Raw genomic sequence first — 18,734 nt, forward strand, 5'->3', positions numbered from 1 at the left:
TGACGGACGCGGTTATCGGTCGGGCCCGGAGCGGGAATACACTGGGATAATTAAACGGGTCGTGAGGGGTACTTCATTGGAAGAGGGTTCGACGTCGGCGCCAACGGCTGCCGGAGGCAACGGTCCGGGCCAGGGACAACAGACTGGTCTGGTGGCTGCCGGGCGCCCGGCGCCCGGCGTGCCCGTGGACAACTCCGGTGTCCGGCCCACATTCCCGGGCCGGCGTGAGCGCACCAGGTCCCGCCTGGCGCGGCTGACGGGCCGCAGCACCGCGACATACTCGCCCATCCTGGAGCCGCTGCTGCGGACCGTGCGGGCGAACAACCCCAAGGAAGACTTCGACCTGATCCAGCGCGCCTTCGTGGTCGCGGAGCAAAGCCACCGCGGGCAGAAGCGCAAGAGCGGTGATCCATACATCACCCATCCCGTCGCCGTCGCGACGATCCTCGCGGAACTCGGACTCAGCGGCACCACCCTGGCCGCGGCGCTGCTCCACGACACCGTGGAGGACACGCCTTACACGCTTGAGGACCTTCGGGCAGACTTCGGTCCCGAAGTGGCCATGCTGGTTGACGGTGTCACCAAGCTGGACAAGGTCAGCTTCGGCGAGGCTGCCCAGTCCGAGACCGTCCGCAAGATGGTCGTGGCCATGGCCAAGGACATTCGCGTCCTCATGATCAAACTCGCGGACAGGCTCCACAACGCCCGCACGTGGCGCTTCGTCTCCGCCGAGTCGTCCGCCCGCAAGGCCCGGGAAACGCTGGAGATCTTCGCGCCGCTGGCACACCGGCTGGGAATGAACACCATCAAGTGGGAGCTCGAGGACTTGTCCTTCGCGGCGCTCTACCCCAAGGTGTACGAGGAAATCGTCCGCATGGTGGGCGACCGCACGCCGGAGCGTGAAAAGAGCCTCAGCGTGATCCGGAACCAGATCGCCGACGATCTGCGAACGGCGCGGATCAAGGCGACGATTACCGGCCGGCCCAAGCACTATTATTCGATCTACCAGAAGATGATCGTCAGGGACAAGGACTTCGACGACATCAACGACCTCATGGGCGTCCGTGTCCTGGTGGACTCGGTCCGGGACTGTTACGCCGCCCTGGGCACCCTGCATTCGCGCTGGAACCCGCTGCCGGGCCGGTTCAAGGACTACATCGCGATGCCGAAATTCAACATGTACCAGTCCCTGCACACCACTGTCATCGGCCCCGGCGGCAAACCGGTTGAAATCCAAATCCGGACGCACGAGATGCACCGCCGTGCCGAGTACGGTGTGGCGGCGCACTGGAAGTACAAGGACCAGCCGAACCGGACCGCCACCGGGCCCGGAAGCCCGCGCGACGGCGACATGGGCTGGCTCCGCTCCCTCGTGGACTGGCAGCAGGAGACCTCCGATCCCGGCGAGTTCCTGGACTCGCTCCGGTTCGAGATCAACGCCCGCGAAGTGTTCGTGTTCACCCCCAAGGGCGAGGTTATGGCCCTGCCGGCCGGCTCCACACCGGTGGACTTCGCCTATGCCGTGCACACCGAAGTAGGCCACCGCACCATCGGCGCCCGGGTCAACGGCAAGCTGGTGCCGCTCAACAGCGAGCTCAACCACGGCGACTGGGTGGAGATCTTCACCTCGAAGGCCGAGGGCGCAGGCCCCAGCCAGGACTGGCAGCACTTCGTCAAGAGCGCCCGGGCACGCAACAAGATCCGGCAGTGGTTCAGCAAAGAACGCCGTGAAGAGGCGATTGACCGCGGCAAGGAGCTTCTGACCCGCGCCATGCGGAAGCAGAACCTTCCGCTGCAGCGCCTGATGACGCACGACGCGCTGGCCGCCGTGGCCGAGGACTTCAAGTACGTCGACATCTCCGGGCTGTACGCCGGGGTGGGGGACGGCCACACTTCCGCGCAGTCCGTCATGGAAAAGCTCGTCGAGAGCCTCGGCGGCAACGAAACACCCGACGACGACCTCACCGAAGTCAGCATCCCCACGCAGGTCAGCAAGGCCCGGTTCTCGGATTCCGGCGTGGTGGTCCGCGGCGTCGGCGACGTCTGGGTGAAGCTGGCCCGCTGTTGCACCCCCGTGCCGCCGGACCCCATTCTGGGCTTCGTCACCCGCGGCTCGGGCGTGTCGGTGCACCGGACGGACTGCACCAACGTGGCAGGCCTCAAGGACCAGCCGGATCGGATCGTCGACGTCGACTGGGCGCCGACGCAGTCAAGCGTCTTTTTGGTGGAGATCCAGGTGGAGGCGCTGGACCGGAAGTCCCTCCTCTCCGACGTGACGCGCGTGCTCTCCGAGAACCACGTGAACATCCTGGCGGCCAGCGTCCACACATCCACGGACCGCGTGGCCATCTCAAAGTTTGCCTTCGAGATGGGCGACCCCAAGTACCTCAGCCACGTGCTCAGTGCCGTACGGCGGATCGACGGGGTGTTCGACGTCTACCGGACCACGGGCAACCGCCGGCGAAGCTAGCAGCGAGAGTTTCTCCAGGGCTGCATTCTTGTGCGGCAGCCGGGGCATCGCCTCGACCGCCAGCACGAGGAGCCGGAGCCTGACATCGAGTTCGGGCTTCTCCAGGAGCAGCCGCAGGGCCGGAACTGCCCTCTCGGCCTCGACGTGCAAGGCGATATCCAGAGCCGTGCGGAGCGGACTCGACACCATCAGGCCACCAAGGCTGACGACGTCGAACGGACCCAGCCGCACCTCATGGAGGGTGCAGCCCCGGGTGGAGCGAAGGCTGGAGATCCGGCGTTTGGCGTCCACCAGGAGTGCCAGCCGGTCCGGCTCGCGTGCGCAGCCGTAGATCCAGGCCGCCGTCATCCGACCCGCCACCACGCGCCTCCGGACCGGGGCGGGCACACCGTGGGCCGCGGCACGTGCCCGCAGCTGCGGGGAAGCATCAGTCCCGGGAACTGTGTAGCCGTGCTGATAGAGCTGCGTCAGCACGCCGTCGGCCGCCATGGACTGCAGCTCCGGCCAGGTGAAGGGAAGCCCCGGCGAATAGAGCTCCAGCAGCTGCACTGGGGAGTCGGCCGGCGGCGAACCACCCCGGCCGTGTGACGGGTGCGCCTGAAGCACAGGTGTCTGCGAAACAGGGAGCTGGGAGAACGGTGCCATTCCGTCATCCTGCCGGAATGGGCCTTAACCAGTAAGGCCCCGTCCCGGCTATGTGGATAACCGGAACGGGGCCTGTGCTGGTGCTGCTTAGGAGAGCTCGCTCGCCGAACGCTGGATCTGGTCCAGCCACGCCTGGCGGGCTTCCAGGGCTTCCCTGGCGGCCTTGATCTTACGCTGGTCGCCCGCCTTTTCTGCGTCGGCCAGGTCATCCTTCAGGCCGGCGATGGCGGATTCGAGCTGGCTCAGGGCGCTGTTGGTGCGGGCCTTGGTCTCCGGGTTGGAGCGCTGCCACTTCTCGTCCTCGGCCTGGCGGACTGCGTCCTCGATCCGGCGCAGCCCGGCCTCGATCCGGCCCATGTCCGCACGGGGGACCTTGCCGGCCTCTTCCCAGCGGTCGTGGATGGACTGCAGCGCCTTCTTGGCGGCCGCGATGTCTTTGACCGGAACGATGGACGATGCCTCCTCGAGGAGCGCCTCCTTGACCTTCAGGTTGGCGGCGTACTCCTGGTCGATCTCGTCGTTGGCGGCCTGGCGCGAGCTGAAGAAGACGTCCTGCGCGGCGCGGAACCGGGCCCACAGCGCGTCGTCGTCCTTGCGGCTGGCACGCGGTGATGCCTTCCACTCGTCCATTAGCCGGCGGTATTCCCCCGCAGCGAAGCCCCAGTCGGTGGACGAGGAGAGTGCCTCGGCCTCTGCAATGAGCTTTTCCTTGGCGGCCTTTGCCGCCGAGTTATTGCTGTCCAGCTGGGAGAAGTAGGCACGGCGGTGCCTGTCGAAGACCGTCCGGGCGGCGCGGAAGCGCTTCCAGAGGGCGTCCTCGTTGCTGCGGCCCAGCCGTACGCCGCTCTTCTGCGCGGCCTTCCAGCTTTCGAACAGCTCGTTCATGCGCGCGCTGGACGTCTTCCACTGAACCTGGGCCGGATCGGTGCCCGAGATTGCCTCGGCCTCGGCCACGATGGCCTCCCGGGCGGCCAGCTCGGCGGCACGGACCGCGTCGTGCTGCGCCTTCTCCGCCTTCTCCAGCTCGGTGATCTGGGTGGACAGGGTGTCGAGGCGGCCTTCCGCGGAACGGATGTCGCCCACCATGTTCCGTTCGGCGAGCTGCTCGCGCAGGTGCGTCACGGTCTTCTGCATGTCCGTAGTGGGGGCCTTCGAGGCCACCCGCTGTTCCAGCAGGACAATCTGGGCGACGACGTCGTCGTACTTCCGGGCGAAGTAGGCGAGAGCCTCGTCGTTGCTGACGTCCGGGTACTGGCCGACCGGGTGCTCTTCGCCGTCGATGGTCAGGAATACGTGGCCGTCGCCCTCAACGCGGCCCCAGCGGGCGGCTTCGGCCAGCGACGTGGCGGGCGGGGCCTGTGCCGGCGTCACGATGGCAGCCGGTCCGGCCTTGGGCCTTGCGGCAAAAGCGGCGGGTGTGGGTGCGGGCCGGGGTGCCGGCGCCGGACGCGGTGACGGTGCAGGGCTTGGTGCCGCGGTTTCCTCCGCAGCCTCCGGCAGCGGGCCGGCAGCCGCTGCCGCCGGTGCGGCGTCGGTCTGTGCAGCCTCTTCGGCCTGTGCAGCCTCCTCGGTCTGTCCGGCCTCTTCGGCCTGTGCATCAACCTCCGGTGCGGCCGCCTCGTCGGAGGGTGCAGCCCCCTCATCGGACGGTGCGGACTCGGCGGCCTGTGCCACTTCCACTGACTGTGCCCCTTCCACGGCGTCGGCCGTGTCCGCTGCCGTTTCCACGGTCTCGGGGGAAGCCGTCTCGGGGGAAGCCTGGACCTCGGTCACTTCGGCTGCTGTTTCGTCGGATTGCTGACTGTCTGTCACCGCTAAAAGTCTTTCGCTTGGAGGAAGATACCCGTTCATAGGTTGCTTGTAGCCGCTGGTGCCACAAGGTTCCTACTTCAGAGAAAATGAGTCTATCGTGACTGCTTCCGCAGGTGCGCCGTCTGTGCCACTTTCGCCCGCCTTAAGACCTGCAGCCGCAATCTTCGTGACGACGTCAAGGCCCGAGGTCACCTTTCCCACGACGGTGTAGCCGCCGGCGGAGTCCGACGGAATGACGGTGTCCTTGTAGACGATGAAGAACTGGGTGCCGTTGCCGTAGGCGTTGTTTCCGGTGCGGGCCACTGCAATGGTGCCGGCCGGGTACTTGTTGTCCGCCGGTGTGTTCTCCAGCGGACCCCACGTGTAGTTGGGGTCGCCCTGGCCGTCGCCGGTCTTGGAGCCGCACTGCAGGACGCCGAAGTTCTCGGCGGTGGTGAGCCGGTGGCAGCTGACGCCCTTGTAGTAGTTCTGGTCAGCCAGTGACTTGAACACCGCGGCTGCCTGCGGGGCCTTGGTGCCGTCCAGCTGCACGCCGAGGGTCCCGCGGTTCAGCTTCAGTGAGCCGGTGAAGGTCTTGCCCGCCGCCGTCGCGGGCTTGGGGATGTTGGCGGCGTTGGTCTGCGTTGCAGTCGGGGTGGCGGAGGCGGAAGGGGTTGCGGATGGCGAAGCCAGTCCCGCCTCGGCGGCAGCGAATTCCTCTTCGGTCGGATTCCCGGCAAACACCGTCAGTTGAAGAACGACGGCGAGCACCACCGCCGCGGCCCCCGCACATCCCGCTATCAGGTTGTCCCGCTTGCGGCGCTTCTCCTGGTCACGGCGAAGCTCGCGTTTGGCTTCCATCTGCTGGATGCGCCTTTTGGCTTCGCGTGTTTCGCGTGGACTGGCCGCCACGGGTCCTCCTCATCGATCGGACTGCCCCGCCGGGCAGGCCCCTGGAAGGCATGCCCGGCAGCAGATTGCACGGCTGCAGATTGAACTGCGGCAGCCGCCCGGCGCCCGGCCTCCCGCATTAGAGATGCGGGCGCCGAAAGCATAAACTGACTGCCGCACATAAGTTTATGCAGAACAGGCTGGACTCCCGCCGCTGCCGCAGCTGTTTGATTCAAATGGCGACGCGGAAATTTGCGCAGCGGCACCGGCCTTCGTTTACCTGAGGAGAAACTCCACCATGGCACGCACCGCCTCTCTGTCCGGATTCCCCGAGTGGCTTCCCGAGGAGCGGCTGGTGGAGCAGCATGTCCTGGACTCTCTGCGCCGCACCTTCGAGCTGCACGGATTCGGCTCCATCGAAACCCGCGCAGTGGAGACCGTGGGCCAGCTGCTCCGCAAGGGCGAGATCGACAAAGAGGTCTATGGCCTGAGCCGGCTGCAGGACGACGAGGGAGAGGACGCCAAGGGCAAGCACGACCCGCACGCCCTCGCCCTGCACTTCGACCTCACCGTGCCCTTCGCCCGGTACGTCGTGGAAAACGCCGGCTACCTGGCCTTCCCGTTCCGGCGCTACCAGATCCAGAAGGTCTGGCGCGGCGAACGCCCGCAGGAGGGCCGTGCCCGCGAATTCACCCAGGCTGACATTGACGTGGTGGGTGACGGCGAGCTGCCTTTCCGTTACGACGTTGAGATCGCTTTGGTCATCGCCGAGGCGCTGGGCGCCCTCCCGATCCCGGAGTTCCGGCTGCGCATCAACAACAGGAAGCTCGCGGAAGGCTTTTACCGGGGCATCGGCCTGACCGACACCGCCGGCGTGCTCCGCAGCATCGACAAACTGGAAAAGATCGGCCCGGAGAAGGTGGCTGAGCTTCTCAAATCCGAGCTCGGCGCCACAGACGAGCAGGCACAGGCTGCCCTCAAGCTGGCCGGCATCAAGACCGAGGACACGTCCTTCGCGGCGCAGGTCCGCTCGCTGGGAGTCAGCAACGACCTCCTGGAAGAGGGCCTGAACGAACTCGAACAGGTGATCGAGGCCGCAGTAAAGCGGGTCCCCGGCAAGGTCGTCGCCGACCTCAGCATCGCCCGCGGCCTGGACTACTACACCGGAACCGTCGTGGAAACCGTCCTGGTGGGCCACGAGCAGCTCGGCTCGATCTGTTCCGGCGGCCGCTACGACGCCCTGGCCAGCAAGGGCAACCGGAAGTTCCCCGGCGTCGGGCTGTCCATCGGCGTGACCCGGCTCGTCTCCCGCATCCTCAGCCAGGACCTGGCCAAGGCTTCCCGTTCAGTGCCCACGGCAGTGTTCGTTGCGCTCACCTCGGACGAGAGCTGGGGCGAGGCGCAGGACGTGGCCACGGAGCTGCGCAGCCGCGGCATCGCCGCAGAGGTGGCCGCCAAGGCCGAGAAATTCGGCAAGCAGATCAAGTTCGCTGACCGGCGCGGCATCCCGTTCGTCTGGTTCACGGACGAGGACGGCAAGCACCAGGTCAAGGACATCCGCTCCGGCGTGCAGGTTGACGCCGACCCGGCGACGTGGACGCCGTCGGAGGACGACATCCGCGTCCAGGTCATCGCCGCACCCTCGGCCTAGCGTTCCCGCCCTGGGCTAGCTCAACCGCCGCTTCCGGAACGCCAGCACAACGGCCCGGCCGGCGAGTCCGGCGGCCATGACGGCCGCCATGCCGAGCGCCGAGGCGGCTGGCAGGGTGAACGCCAGGAGCAGGCAGCCAGCCAGCCCCGCGGCGTTCAGCCACCTGGGCGCGTGCCGGGGCCGGTCCCGCAGCGTGAACGCGGCGGCATTCGTCACGGCGTAGTAGAGCAGGACGCCAAAGCTGGACAAACCCACCACCGTCAGCACGTCGGTGGTGAGCAACAACAGAACGACGACGGCGGCCACCGCCAGCTCGGCGGTCACCGGCACCGGGTGGCGGCCGCCCACCCGGGCCAGGGGGACGGGCAGGTCGCGTTCGCGGGCCATCGCCATGGCCGTGCGTCCCACCCCGGTGATGAGGGCCAGCAGTGCACCGAGCGAGGCGGCAGCGGCCCCGGCCTGGACGGCCGGCGCTCCGGCGGCCAGGCGTGACTGTTCCACAGCGTCGAGCAGCGGCGCCGTGGAGGAGGCCAGCACCTGCACCGGAAGATGCGCCAGCAGCAGCGCACCCAGCAGCAGGTAGATGGCCAGCGCTCCGGCCAGGGCACCGAGGACGGCGCGCGGAATGACGCGGGCCGGGTCCTTGACCTCCTCGCCGAGCGTGGCGATGCGCGCGTACCCGGCAAAGGCGAAGAAGACCAGGCCAGCTGCGGGCAGGATGCCCCAGGCGCTGCCCGGTCCGGAAACTGTTCCGACGCCGGCAACGTGCGGTCCCAGAATGCTCGCCGCGGCCACGAACGCAAGTGTGGCGAGGACCACGGCCAGCAGGATGCGGGTCAGGAAAGCGGTCCGGGTGATGCCCAGCAGGTTCACGCCGGTCAGTGCGGCCACCGCTGCGATGGCCGCGGGGGTGGCATACCCCGGTGCAACGTATTGGCCGAAGGTCAGGGCCATGGCCGCGCAGGAGGCCGATTTGCCGGTGACAAAGCCCCAGCCGGCCAGGAAGCCGGGCCACTCGCCCAGCTGCTTCCGGCCGTAGATGTATGTCCCGCCGCTTTGCGGGTACTTCGCCGCGAGCTGGGCGGACGCCACGGCGTTGCAGTACGCCACGGCGCCGGCCAGGGCGATGGCCACGAGGAGCAACGATCCGGCGAGCCGGGCGGCCGGTGCGAAGACGACAAATACGCCGGCGCCGAGCATGGATCCGAGCCCGATGGCTGTTGCGTCGGCCACACCCAGCCTTCGTTGCAGCTGCTGGTGCTTGGTCATGGCGGGGCAGGAACCTTTCAAACGGGTAAACTCGGACGGGATCGTTTCCGCAACGATCGTATTTAAACTTCATTCTGTCTTCCTTCTGAAAGGAATGCTGTGCTGCGCACACATGACCTCGGATCCCTTCGCTCCGAGCACATTGGACAAACCGTAACCCTGGCAGGCTGGGTTGGCCGCCGTCGTGATCACGGTGGTGTCGCATTCGTCGATCTGCGTGACGCCTCGGGCGTGGCGCAGGTGGTGGTCCGTGAGGAAGAGGTCTTCCACGGGCTGCGCAACGAATACGTGCTCCAGGTGACCGGCACGGTCTCCAAGCGCCCGGAAGGCAACGAGAACCCTGCCCTGGCCACGGGCGAGGTGGAGGTCATGGCGGACAAGGTGGTCATCCTCAACACCGCCGACGCGCTGCCCTTCCAGATCGACGAGCACGTGGAAGTGGGGGAGGAAGCCCGGCTCAAGCACCGCTACCTGGACCTGCGCCGCCCGGGGCCCAGCCGCAACCTCCGCCTCCGCTCCGAGGCCAACCGCGTGGCCCGTGAGCTGCTGCACGAAGAGGGCTTCGTCGAAATCGAGACGCCCACCCTGACGCGTTCGACGCCGGAAGGCGCCCGTGACTTCCTGGTCCCCGCCCGCCTGGCGCCGGGTTCCTGGTACGCGCTGCCGCAGTCGCCGCAGCTGTTCAAGCAGCTCCTGCAGGTGGGCGGGTTCGAGAAGTATTACCAGATCGCGCGTTGCTACCGCGATGAGGACTTCCGCGCCGACCGCCAGCCCGAGTTCACCCAGCTCGACATCGAGGCCAGCTTCGTCGAGCAGGACGACATCATCCGGCTCGGCGAGGGCATCGTCAAGGCTGTCTGGAACCTGATCGACGTCGAAATCCCGACGCCGATCCAGCGCATCACCTACGCCGACGCCATGGCCCGCTTCGGATCGGACAAGCCCGACCTTCGGTTCGGCCAGGAGCTGACCGAACTGACCGAGTTCTTCAAGGACACCAACTTCGGCGTCTTCAAGGCTCCCTATGTCGGCGCCGTCGTCATGCCCGGCGGTGCCTCGCAGGCCCGCCGTGCACTCGATGCCTGGCAGGAATGGGCCAAGCAGCGCGGTGCCAAGGGCCTGGCGTACGTCCTCTACAAGGAGGACGGCGAGCTCGCCGGCCCCGTGGCCAAGAACCTCACCGAGACCGAGCGCGCAGGCCTGGCCGACGCCGTTGGCGCCAAGCCGGGCGACTGCATCTTCTTCGCCGCCGGCGAGAAGACCCCGTCCCGCGCGCTGCTCGGCGCTGCCCGCGTTGAGATCGGACACCGCACCGGCCTGATCGACCCCAGCGCGTGGGCCTTCTGCTGGGTTGTCGACGCCCCCATGTTCGAACCCGCCGCCGCCGCGGTGGCATCGGGCGATGTGGCTGTCGGCGGTGGCCAGTGGACCGCCGTGCACCACGCCTTCACCTCGCCGAAGCCGGAGTTCCTGGACAACTTTGACCAGGACCCGGAGGCCGCGCTCTCCTACGCCTACGACATCGTCTGCAACGGCAACGAAATCGGCGGCGGCTCCATCCGTATCCACGAACGCGAAGTCCAGGAGCGCGTCTTTGAACTCATGGGCCTGGACAAGGCCGATGCCCAGACGAAGTTCGGCTTCCTGCTTGAGGGCTTCAAGTACGGCGCCCCGCCGCACGGCGGCATCGCCTTCGGCTGGGACCGCGTGGTGGCGCTGCTGGCAGGCGTGGACTCGATCCGCGACGTCATCGCCTTCCCGAAGTCCGGCGGCGGCCACGACCCCCTGACCGACGCCCCGGCGCCGATCACCGGGCAGCAGCGCAAGGAGGCCGGGGTCGACTTCAAGCCCGAGGCCAAGAAACCGGAAGAGAAGAAGGCCGACTGAGCCGCGCTGCTCGACGCGTGAGCTACCGCGAGGCTTAAACCGGGAGCAGGAGGCTCCCCGGATCTGTCACCAGATCGGGGGAGCCTCCTGCCGTTGACGAAGGAGTGCCGTGGCCGTGTTGCCTGATCTGGAGTACGCCATGGACGCGGCCTGGCCCGCACCGGACCGCGCGCTGTCCGGCGGCTGGGTTCTCCGCGCGGCCGGCGGCGTCACCCAGCGCGCCAACTCCATCTGGCCGCGCTCGGAGCCCCTGGATGCGGGCGATGAGCGGCTCACCGCGCTGCGGGACGCCCGGGCCTGGTACCGCCGCAGGCGGCTGCCGGTGATCTTCCAGGTGTTCGATATTCCCGCCAGCTCCGCGCTGAACGCCGTCCTGGATGCGGAAGGCTTCACCAGGCAATCCGAGACGCTGATCCTGGTGCGGAGAACTGACTTAGCCGTTGCCGCCGGCGGGGATGCCCCGGAACCCGGCGCCGGCGTCGAAATCACTGAGTATCCGTCGGCGGAATGGCTGGACCTGTGGTGGTCCGTGGACGGCCGCGGCGGCGCCGCGGAACTTGAGACGGCCCGTGCCATCCTCACCGGCTGCCCGGCGCTGTACGCGCTGGTGAGGGCCGACGACGGCGGGCCGGCCGCCGTCGGACGCCTTGCCGTTGTTCCCGGTGCGGCAGGCAGCTGGGGCGGGCTGTACTGCATGGCCACCCGGCCCGACGCCCGGCGCCGCGGGTACGCCACCCGGGTCCAGCAGGCCCTGTTCAGCGCCGGTGCGGCGAGAGGGCTGGCCGGCTACTGGCTGCTGGTGATGGCGTCGAACACCGCTGCCCGGGAGCTGTACTCCCGGGCAGGGTTCTCTGAGGTGTCCCGCTATTACTACCGGCAGGAGCGGCCGCGGCGATCCCTGACCGGCTGCTGACCTGTTACGCGGTCTCGGACCGGTAGTGCAGGCCCAGCCAGGGGGCGGTGACCAGCTCGCCGTCGAAATCGCCCTGCATCTCTGCCGGGTGCCCAGCATCTGACTGCAGTTCGCGGCGGGTGGGTTGCGTCATGGTCTTTTCCTTCCCGGCGGCGCCGGCTCAGCGGTCCTGGAGGGCGGGCTGCTGCGCCTCCGCCTCACGCCGGCGTGCGGTCCCCGCCAGGTACGGTCCGCCGAGCTCGCCGATGGGCGTGGCGGCAGTCTCGCGGGACCAGAACGCGGATCCTGCGGCGATGAGCATGCACACGGTGCCGAAGACTGCCACGGGCACCCAGCCCCAGGCTCCGGGGGCCAGCAGCATCCCGGCGATCATCGGGCCGAAGCCTGCCAGGACCAGGCCGAACTGGTTGCCCAGTGCCATGCCGGAGTAGCGGACGGGCGCTGCGAACTGTTCGGCGAAGAACGCCGGCCAGACGCCGTTGAAGCCCGAGTACAGCACCGTCATGTTCAGGAACGCGGCAAGGAACACCAGCACGATGCTGCCCGAGGAGAGCGCCAGGAAGTACAGGAAGATCGTGACGGAGCAGCCGATCGCCGCGGTCAGCAGAAGGGGGCGGCGGCCGATGCGGTCCGACAGCTTGGCCGCCAGCGGCATGGCGAACATTGACAGGCCGATGGCCACGGCGTTCACCGTCAGGATTGAGGCCCGGTCGAAACCGGCGTCGGACGTGGCGTAGGCGAGTCCGAACACGGTGAAAATGGTCTGCATCACGGACATGATGGACATTCCCGCCACGCGCAGCACGTCCGGTGCCTGGAAGCGGAGGACTTCCTTGAGGGGCATCGGGGCCACCTGCCGGCGTTCCTGGGCCTCCTCGAAGACGGGTGTTTCGTCCAGGTGTGTGCGGACCCAGTAGGCTATGGCCAGCACCACGATGGACAGCCAGAACGGGATGCGCCAGCCCCAGCCCATCATGGCGTCCCGGGGCAGTGACGTCACCGGGATGAAAACCAGGGTGGCCAGCACCATGCCGGAGGCGTACCCGGTCATCACGAAGCTGGTGAAGAACCCGCGCCTGCCTTCGGGCGAGTGTTCCAGCGTCAGCGTGGAGGCTCCCGCCGATTCCGCACCGGCGGAGAAGCCCTGCGCCAGCCGGCCCGCCACCAGCAGGATGGGTGCCCAGACGCCCAACTGCTCGTAAGTGGGCAGGAAGCCGATGCCGAGGGAAGCCAGGCCCATGATGCCGAGGGTCAGCAGCAGGATCTTCTTGCGGCCCAGCTTGTCGCCGAAGTGCCCCATCACCAGGCCGCCGACAGGCCGCGCCACATACGCGACGCCGAAGGTGGCGAAGGCGCCGATCAGGCCGATGGCCGGATCCGCGGAGGGGAAGAACAGGTGGGGGAACACCAGGGCTGCCGCGGTGCCGTAGATGAAGAAGTCGTAATACTCCAGCGTGCTGCCGAGGAAGGACGCCAGTGCGGCCTTGCGGGGCGTTTTCCGCGGGGCCGGCTGACTTACCTGGAGCGGAACCTGCGGTGATGGGGTGGTGGTCACGGGAATCTCCTTAAGACTGCGTTGTCTCAATGGGCGCCGGCGGGGTGTCCGGCAGGTGGAAGTCCACCGCCAGGATCTGCCGGCTGTTGGGGAACGAGTACGCCTTCAGCGGCTCGTGGAGCGGGTGCGTGTTGTACACCGCGATGTCCTCAACGCTTTCGAAGTCGGCCACGATGGCGTAGTCGAAGGAACGCTCGGTGTTAAGCACATCAGGGCCATGGCTGAGGCTGAGCATGCCGGGGATCCTTCCGGCCATGTGGTTGAGCCCGTCAATCCAGGCCTGCCGCTCGGCCGGCGGGAAGTCGGGCTTGAACTGGAAGAGCACGGTGTGCCGGATCATCTCAGGCACCGGTCCCGGCAAGTTCGGCCACCGGTGACGGCGCGGCAGAAACATATTCGGGGGACTGGCCGGCCAGGGTGCGGCCGGCGAGGTAGCCCATGGTCATGATGGGACCGAGGGTGGCACCGGCTCCGGGATATCCTGCCGCGTAGGCGTTCTCGGTGGTGTTCCCGGCGGCGAACAGGCCCGGGATGGGACGGTTGTCGACGTCGAGCACGCGGGCTGATCCGTCGGTGGCCACGCCGCCATTGGTGCCGAAGGCGCCGTTCACCACCTCCAATGCATAGAACGGCCCGGACTCGAGCGGGCCCAGCGACGGGTTCGGCCACGGGCAGTCGGCGTCGCCCCAGTACTTGTCGTAGGCGCTTTCGCCTCGGCCGAAGTCGGGGTCCTCGCCCCTGGCCGCGAACCCGTTGAACCGGGCCACGGTGGCTTCCAGGTTTTCGGCCGGAACGTTGATCTTGGCGGCGAGGTCCGCCAGGGTGGGCGCCTCGACCAGGTAGTCCGGCGTCGGCTGGCCGGCGCGGTGGGCCAGGATTCCGTAGCGCTCCAGGTAGCCGTGGTCCACGATCACGTGCGCCGGGGTGTTCAGTGTGCGGTTCGCGGCGGAGTCCCAGGACTGCAGGCTGCGGGCGAGGTCGTTGTAGTTCTGCGACTCGTTGGTGAAGCGGCGGCCGTGCCGGTTCACCATGATGGATCCCGGGCCCTGCCGTTCGAACCGGAGCAGGGTGCCCACCGGCTGGCCGTCACGGGTGTCGCCGGTGACGGACATCGGCGCCCACCAGGCCTCGCGCGTGCCGCGGGTCTGGCCGCCGATGCGCTGCGACATGCGCAGTCCGTCGCCGGTGTTCGAGGGCGGGGAGCACATCGTGTAGAGCCGGGACGCGAGCATGGAGTCGGCCAGGGCCTTGTCCCATTCGAAGCCGCCGGTCGCGAGCACCACGCCGTCGCGGGCATGGAACCTTTCGCCTGTTTCGAGTTCGACGCCGGCCACCCGGCCTCCCTCGCTGAGCAGGCCGTCGGTGAGCAGGCGATGCCCGCGTGCCCCGGTGACGAGCGCGGCGTTGTCGCGGACCAGGCTGGCGAGCAGCATGGAAACCAGCGCCTGCCCCTTGGCAACCAGGCCGTCGTTCTGGCGGCCGGCCAGGTCGTCCCACGGGAACTTGGTGAAGGCGCCCCACTCCTCGTATTCCTGCATGGTGAACGGCGCACGTCCGTCACTGCGAACATGCTTCCGGAGGCCGCCCAGCGCTTCGGTGCTGTTGAACAGCTCGGGTTCCACGGTGCGTCCGCCTGTCATGGCGCCGGGGAGATCCTGCCGGTAGTCGGGAAAGTTGTCGAGGAAGATGAAGCGGACGCCGCACTGCTCCTCGACGAAGCGGAGCATCTGGTCGCCATAGTTCAGCGCTGCGTCCAGCAGTTCCTCCCGGCCCCGGCCGCGGGCCACGGCGCGGACATACTGCGCGGCCGCAGCCTTGGAATCGGTGATCCCGGCCTTCCGGGCGTGGTGGTTGTCCGCCACCCACAGCATGCCGCCGGATACGGACGAGGTCCCGCCCAGGAGGTCACTCTTTTCGAGGACGACGACGGACTTGCCGGCCCGGGCGGCAGTGGCCGCCGCCGTGAGTGCTCCCGCACCGGAACCGACGACGACGACGTCGTAGGTGTCCGCGGAGGTGCCGTTGACGAATTTCATGGGGTGTTGCCTTTCAAGAGGAAGATGATGGTGCTGCGGCAGTTGGGCGCTGCTGAGTTGGCGGCCTCAGACGGCCGTGTAGCCGCCGTCGATGACCAGCTCGGAACCCGTGGTGAAGCGGGACTCGTCCGAGGCGAGGTAGAGCACGCCGTACGCGATTTCGTTTGGTTCGCCCTGGCGGGGCAGCGGATTGGAGCCCACCAGCTGCTTGTAGTAGGCCTCGGGTCCGATGTCCGACTGCTCCGCAGAGCGGCGGCTCATCCGGGTGTTCATGGATCCGGGGTGGATGGAGTTCACCCGGATGCCGTAACCGCCGTAGGCTGCGGCGTCCGACTTGCTCAGGAGCCGCACGGCCCCCTTGGTGGCGTGGTACAGAGGCACGTTCCGGCCGCCGGTGATGCCGTGGATGGAGGAGAAATTAACGATGCTGCCGGTGCCCTTTTCGATCATGCCCGGCACCACGTGCTTGGTCATCAGCCAGACGCCCTTGACGTTGACGTTGAAAACCGTGTCGAAATCTGCCGTCGACGCGGTATGGGAGGCGCCCGCCGGGCCGATGATGCCGGCGGCGTTGACCAGGACGTCCGGCGTGCCCAGTTCGTCGCGGACCCGGCGGATGGCCTCGGCGACGCTGGCCTCGCCGGTGACGTCGACGTCGTACTCACTGATGTTTTCGTGGGCAGCGGCGGCCGGGATGCCGGCGACGTCCAGGCTGGCGACCTTCGCGCCGTGTTCGGCAAGGAGGGCGGCGGTGGCGCTGCCCAGGTCTCCGCGTCCGCCGGTGACAATGGCGGTCTTTCCGGCCACGCGGTACTGGGTGGGGTTCATATGGTGCTCCTCGTGATCCTGCAGCCTGATCGCTGCTTTCCAGCCAGCGTGGCAGGGGACCTGTGAGCGGAACCACACGATTACCGATGAACGGCAAAGGCGGCTTTCAGTGGCTTTGCCGGAGCGTTCCCTTCAGCTCGCCCCGCCAGCCCAGGGCCCGCGAGATCCCGCGGGCCGCCGCCATCAGGACGGGCACCCGGGCGGGCGTGTTCTCCTCGTTGCGCGGCACCACCACGCTGAGCGCGGCGCGGACGGTGTTGTCCGGGCCGAACACAGGCACGGCGATGCCGCTGGACTCCGGCACGATCACCCCGGGCATGGCAGCGAAGCCGCGCTGCCGGATCTCGGCCAGGTGGCGCCGGAGCGCGGCCGGCTCGGTCAGTGTCGTCTCGGTGAACTTCGTCAGTGGCCGGGACAGGAAGGCGTCCTGGTACGCGGCCAGGGAGTGTGCCAGCAGCACCAGTCCCGAGGACGTGGCGTGGACCGGCAGCCTGCCGGCGATCTTGGTGATGTCCACGATGGTCCTGTCCGAGCCGAGCCGCTCGATGTACAGCACCTCGTCCGAATCGAGGATGCCCAGCGTGGTGGAGTGCTGCACCACGGCCTGGACGTCCTCCATGAAGGGCAGGGCAGCCTCGCGCAGGCCCAGCATCTTGGAGCCCCGGGACGCCAGTTCCCACATGCGCGTGCCGATGTGAATGTCCCCGCCGGGCTCGCGTTCCAGCAGCCGCTCGAGCAGCAGGTCGTTGACCAGGCGGTACGTGGTGGTCACCGGCAGGCCGGTGCGGCGCCCGAGCTCGGCAACGCTCATGGCGGTGTGCCGGTCATCGAAAGCGCTCACGATCTTCACGAACCGGCCGATGATCGACTCGCCGGATGCGGAGTTGGCCACTGTTCCTCCTGTCGATTCCCGCTCAATGGTAATCCTCCTCCCGGGCGGCCGTGCCCCCGGGTCTACTGGGGGTTTGTCAGTCAACGCCTGCCGCCGCAAAGGAGTGGCCCGCAGGCAGAACGGAGCAGGAACCATGACAGAACCCGCAAAGTCGGCGGTCTGTGACGTCCTCGTCATCGGATCGGGCGTGGCCGGGCTGGCCGCAGCGTTGAAGGCGGCCTCGCAGGGATTGAGTGTGATCGTCGCCGAAAAGGAACAGTACTTTGGCGGGACCACCGCCATTTCGGCGGGCTGGGCCTGGGTCCCCGGCAACAAGCAGGGCGTGGCGCAGGGCGATACGCGCGAGGACGCCGAGACCTACCTGAAGAACCTCGCGCCCGAGACCTTCAACGAGGCAGGGGTCCGGAACTTCCTGGATACCGTCCCCGAGGCGGTCTCCTTCTTCGAAAACGAAACCGACGTGAAATTCACTTACCCGGAGAAGGCCCCGGACTACCAGATGGACCTGCCCGGGGCGAAGCTGTCCGGCAGGGCCATCCTGCCGCAGGACGTGGACGCACGTGTGCTGGGGGACAAACGGCTCCTAATGCAGCCGTACATGAGTTCCTACACAGTCTTTGGCTACATGCCGCAGGTGGGGCCGGACATCAACGAGTTCTTCCACGTGAACCAGTCGGTCAAATCCTTTATCTACGTCGCCAAAAAGCTGCTGCGGACCTGGGCCGACGCTGCCCGCTACAAGCGTCCGGTCCTGCGCTCCAACGGCAACGCCCTGATGACCCGCATGGTTAAGAGTGCGGACGACCTGGGCGTCCGGCTGTGGAAGGGCTCACCGGCGCTGTCCCTCACCAGGGACGACGCCGGGACCGTCACCGGTGCTGTCATCGGCGGAGAACGGGACGTCACCGTCACAGCGCGGGCCGGCGTCATCCTCGCCGCCGGCGGTTTCTCCGGAAACAGGGAACTGCGGCAGCGGTATTTCCCGCACGATGCCGGCGGCGACGACCACTTCACCCCCACCGTGGGCCACGGCGGCGACGCCGCCACGCTTGCGATGCGAGCCGGCGGCTACATCGACGATTCCGTGTTCAGCGTTGGTTCCTGGGCCCCGGTGACAGTGTTCAAATACCTCAGCGGCGCACAGCGGCTCTTTCCGCACCTGCGGGCCATCGGCCTGCCCGGCCTGATCGCCGTCGACCGCCACGGCAGGCGCTTCGGCAACGAGGCCCTGAGCTACCACGACTTCGGCGGGGCCATGATCGAGCACAACAAGGACGAGGACAGGACCTTCGGCTACGTGATCGGCGACGCGAAAACGATGCACAAATACGGCATCGGCTACGCCAAGCCATGGCCGATGCCCCGCGGCTACTTCTACCGGACCGGCTACCTGGTTAAGGGGAACACCCTGGCCGAGCTGGCCGGAAAGCTAGGCATCGATGCCGAGGGACTGGAAGCCACAGTCGCCGGCTTCAACCCGGCGGCTGAGCGAGGCGAGGACCCTGCCTTCGGCCGCGGCTCCACCCAGTACAACCACTTCCGGGGCGACCTCGAGCACAAGCCGAACCCGAACCTTGCGCCGGTGGGCAGAGGCCCCTACTACGCGGCGAAGATCCAAATGGGCGATCTGGGCACGTTCGCCGGCCTCGGCGTCAACGAAAACTCCGAGGTTGTCACGGCCGAAGGGGCAGTGGTCCCCGGACTTCTGGCAGTGGGCGCGGCCGCGGTCAGCGTCTTCGGCGGCGGGTACCCCGGCTACGGCTCCCACATTGGACCGGCTCTGGTGTTCGGCTACCGTGCCGGACGCGACATCGCCAGGCTTGCCGGGGAGCGGAACGCGGACCGGGCGGGGGACCACACCGGATCGCGGCCAGCCAACGCGGTGCCCCGCTAGGCGCCGGGCCGG

15 protein-coding genes are annotated in these 18,734 nt (G+C 67.8%); 5 read left to right on the forward strand and 10 right to left on the reverse strand.

Going from position 1 to position 18,734, the window contains the following annotated elements; all coding sequences use genetic code 11:
• The first annotated feature begins 76 nt into the window (after positions 1 to 76).
• Positions 77 to 2,470 (forward strand): RelA/SpoT family protein, encoded by a 2,394-nt coding sequence (locus ABIE00_RS09720; RefSeq protein ID WP_306923928.1) that lies wholly within the window; start codon positions 77 to 79, stop codon positions 2,468 to 2,470.
• On the opposite strand, the gene ABIE00_RS09725 is transcribed toward ABIE00_RS09720, so the two are convergent.
• The 3 genes from ABIE00_RS09725 to ABIE00_RS09735 all read right to left on the reverse strand — a co-directional run bounded on the left by ABIE00_RS09725 (position 2,351) and on the right by ABIE00_RS09735 (position 5,818).
• On the reverse strand, positions 2,351 to 3,115 hold the full coding sequence (locus tag ABIE00_RS09725) for a type IV toxin-antitoxin system AbiEi family antitoxin (protein WP_354259566.1): 765 nt from the start codon (positions 3,113 to 3,115) through the stop codon (positions 2,351 to 2,353). The two genes, ABIE00_RS09720 and ABIE00_RS09725, sit on opposite strands and share 120 nt — an antisense overlap.
• An 87-nt stretch (positions 3,116 to 3,202) precedes the next feature.
• Positions 3,203 to 4,927: a DUF349 domain-containing protein gene (locus ABIE00_RS09730; RefSeq protein ID WP_502914208.1), complete on the reverse strand. Its 1,725-nt coding sequence runs from the start codon at positions 4,925 to 4,927 to the stop codon at positions 3,203 to 3,205.
• A 72-nt stretch (positions 4,928 to 4,999) separates the two neighbouring features.
• Positions 5,000 to 5,818: a peptidylprolyl isomerase gene (locus tag ABIE00_RS09735; protein ID WP_354259569.1), complete on the reverse strand. Its 819-nt coding sequence runs from the start codon at positions 5,816 to 5,818 to the stop codon at positions 5,000 to 5,002.
• A gap of 277 nt (positions 5,819 to 6,095) precedes the next feature.
• On the opposite strand from ABIE00_RS09735, the gene hisS reads away from it, so the two are divergent.
• Complete coding sequence (gene hisS / locus ABIE00_RS09740) at positions 6,096 to 7,448, forward strand: histidine--tRNA ligase (RefSeq protein ID WP_331572850.1); 1,353 nt, start codon at positions 6,096 to 6,098, stop codon at positions 7,446 to 7,448.
• 15 nt (positions 7,449 to 7,463) lie between these two features.
• Here the strand turns inward: hisS and ABIE00_RS09745 are convergent, their stop codons facing one another.
• Entirely contained in the window at positions 7,464 to 8,717 is a 1,254-nt protein-coding gene (locus tag ABIE00_RS09745) for an APC family permease (RefSeq protein ID WP_354259572.1), read from the reverse strand.
• Positions 8,718 to 8,816: 99 nt separating this feature from the next.
• Here ABIE00_RS09745 and aspS point away from each other — a divergent pair, with 99 nt between their 5' ends.
• Both aspS and ABIE00_RS09755 read left to right on the forward strand, forming a co-directional pair.
• Positions 8,817 to 10,604: an aspartate--tRNA ligase gene (gene aspS, locus ABIE00_RS09750; RefSeq protein WP_354259575.1), complete on the forward strand. Its 1,788-nt coding sequence runs from the start codon at positions 8,817 to 8,819 to the stop codon at positions 10,602 to 10,604.
• A gap of 109 nt (positions 10,605 to 10,713) precedes the next feature.
• Entirely contained in the window at positions 10,714 to 11,517 is an 804-nt protein-coding gene (locus ABIE00_RS09755) for a GNAT family N-acetyltransferase (RefSeq protein WP_502914209.1), read from the forward strand.
• A gap of 4 nt (positions 11,518 to 11,521) precedes the next feature.
• On the opposite strand, the gene ABIE00_RS09760 is transcribed toward ABIE00_RS09755, so the two are convergent.
• The 6 genes from ABIE00_RS09760 to ABIE00_RS09785 all read right to left on the reverse strand — a co-directional run bounded on the left by ABIE00_RS09760 (position 11,522) and on the right by ABIE00_RS09785 (position 16,828).
• Positions 11,522 to 11,650, reverse strand: coding sequence for a hypothetical protein (locus ABIE00_RS09760; protein ID WP_354259578.1), 129 nt, complete (start codon positions 11,648 to 11,650; stop codon positions 11,522 to 11,524).
• A 27-nt stretch (positions 11,651 to 11,677) separates the two neighbouring features.
• Positions 11,678 to 13,072, reverse strand: a complete 1,395-nt coding sequence (locus ABIE00_RS09765) for an MFS transporter (RefSeq protein WP_354259581.1) — start codon at positions 13,070 to 13,072, stop codon at positions 11,678 to 11,680.
• 10 nt (positions 13,073 to 13,082) lie between these two features.
• Positions 13,083 to 13,412 carry a Dabb family protein gene (locus ABIE00_RS09770; protein WP_354263314.1) on the reverse strand — a complete coding sequence of 110 codons (330 nt, stop codon included), beginning with the start codon at positions 13,410 to 13,412 and terminating at the stop codon, positions 13,083 to 13,085.
• Position 13,413: 1 nt separating this feature from the next.
• Positions 13,414 to 15,108 carry a 4-oxocyclohexanecarboxylate 2-dehydrogenase gene (chcC1, locus tag ABIE00_RS09775; RefSeq protein WP_354259584.1) on the reverse strand — a complete coding sequence of 565 codons (1,695 nt, stop codon included), beginning with the start codon at positions 15,106 to 15,108 and terminating at the stop codon, positions 13,414 to 13,416.
• Positions 15,109 to 15,174: 66 nt separating this feature from the next.
• Positions 15,175 to 15,936, reverse strand: a complete 762-nt coding sequence (locus ABIE00_RS09780; protein ID WP_354259587.1) for an SDR family NAD(P)-dependent oxidoreductase — start codon at positions 15,934 to 15,936, stop codon at positions 15,175 to 15,177.
• A gap of 106 nt (positions 15,937 to 16,042) precedes the next feature.
• Complete coding sequence (locus ABIE00_RS09785; RefSeq protein WP_354259590.1) at positions 16,043 to 16,828, reverse strand: IclR family transcriptional regulator; 786 nt, start codon at positions 16,826 to 16,828, stop codon at positions 16,043 to 16,045.
• Positions 16,829 to 16,961: 133 nt separating this feature from the next.
• Here ABIE00_RS09785 and chcC2 point away from each other — a divergent pair, with 133 nt between their 5' ends.
• A complete protein-coding gene (chcC2, locus tag ABIE00_RS09790; protein ID WP_354259593.1) occupies positions 16,962 to 18,722 on the forward strand; it encodes a 4-oxocyclohex-2-ene-1-carboxylate 5-dehydrogenase in 1,761 nt (586 codons plus the stop codon).
• Positions 18,723 to 18,734 lie beyond the last annotated feature (12 nt).

The organism is Arthrobacter sp. OAP107 (assembly GCF_040546765.1).
GTDB lineage: Bacteria > Actinomycetota > Actinomycetes > Actinomycetales > Micrococcaceae > Arthrobacter.

Coding starts and splice junctions, on each gene's coding strand:
- hisS (WP_331572850.1), top strand. CDS start 6,096: ATGGCACGCACCGCCTCTCTGTCCGGATTCCCCGAGTGGCTTCCCGAG.
- chcC2 (WP_354259593.1), top strand. CDS start 16,962: ATGACAGAACCCGCAAAGTCGGCGGTCTGTGACGTCCTCGTCATCGGA.
- ABIE00_RS09725 (WP_354259566.1), bottom strand. CDS start 3,115: ATGGCACCGTTCTCCCAGCTCCCTGTTTCGCAGACACCTGTGCTTCAG.
- ABIE00_RS09780 (WP_354259587.1), bottom strand. CDS start 15,936: ATGAACCCCACCCAGTACCGCGTGGCCGGAAAGACCGCCATTGTCACC.
- chcC1 (WP_354259584.1), bottom strand. CDS start 15,108: ATGAAATTCGTCAACGGCACCTCCGCGGACACCTACGACGTCGTCGTC.
- ABIE00_RS09760 (WP_354259578.1), bottom strand. CDS start 11,650: ATGACGCAACCCACCCGCCGCGAACTGCAGTCAGATGCTGGGCACCCG.
- ABIE00_RS09770 (WP_354263314.1), bottom strand. CDS start 13,412: ATGATCCGGCACACCGTGCTCTTCCAGTTCAAGCCCGACTTCCCGCCG.
- ABIE00_RS09745 (WP_354259572.1), bottom strand. CDS start 8,717: ATGACCAAGCACCAGCAGCTGCAACGAAGGCTGGGTGTGGCCGACGCA.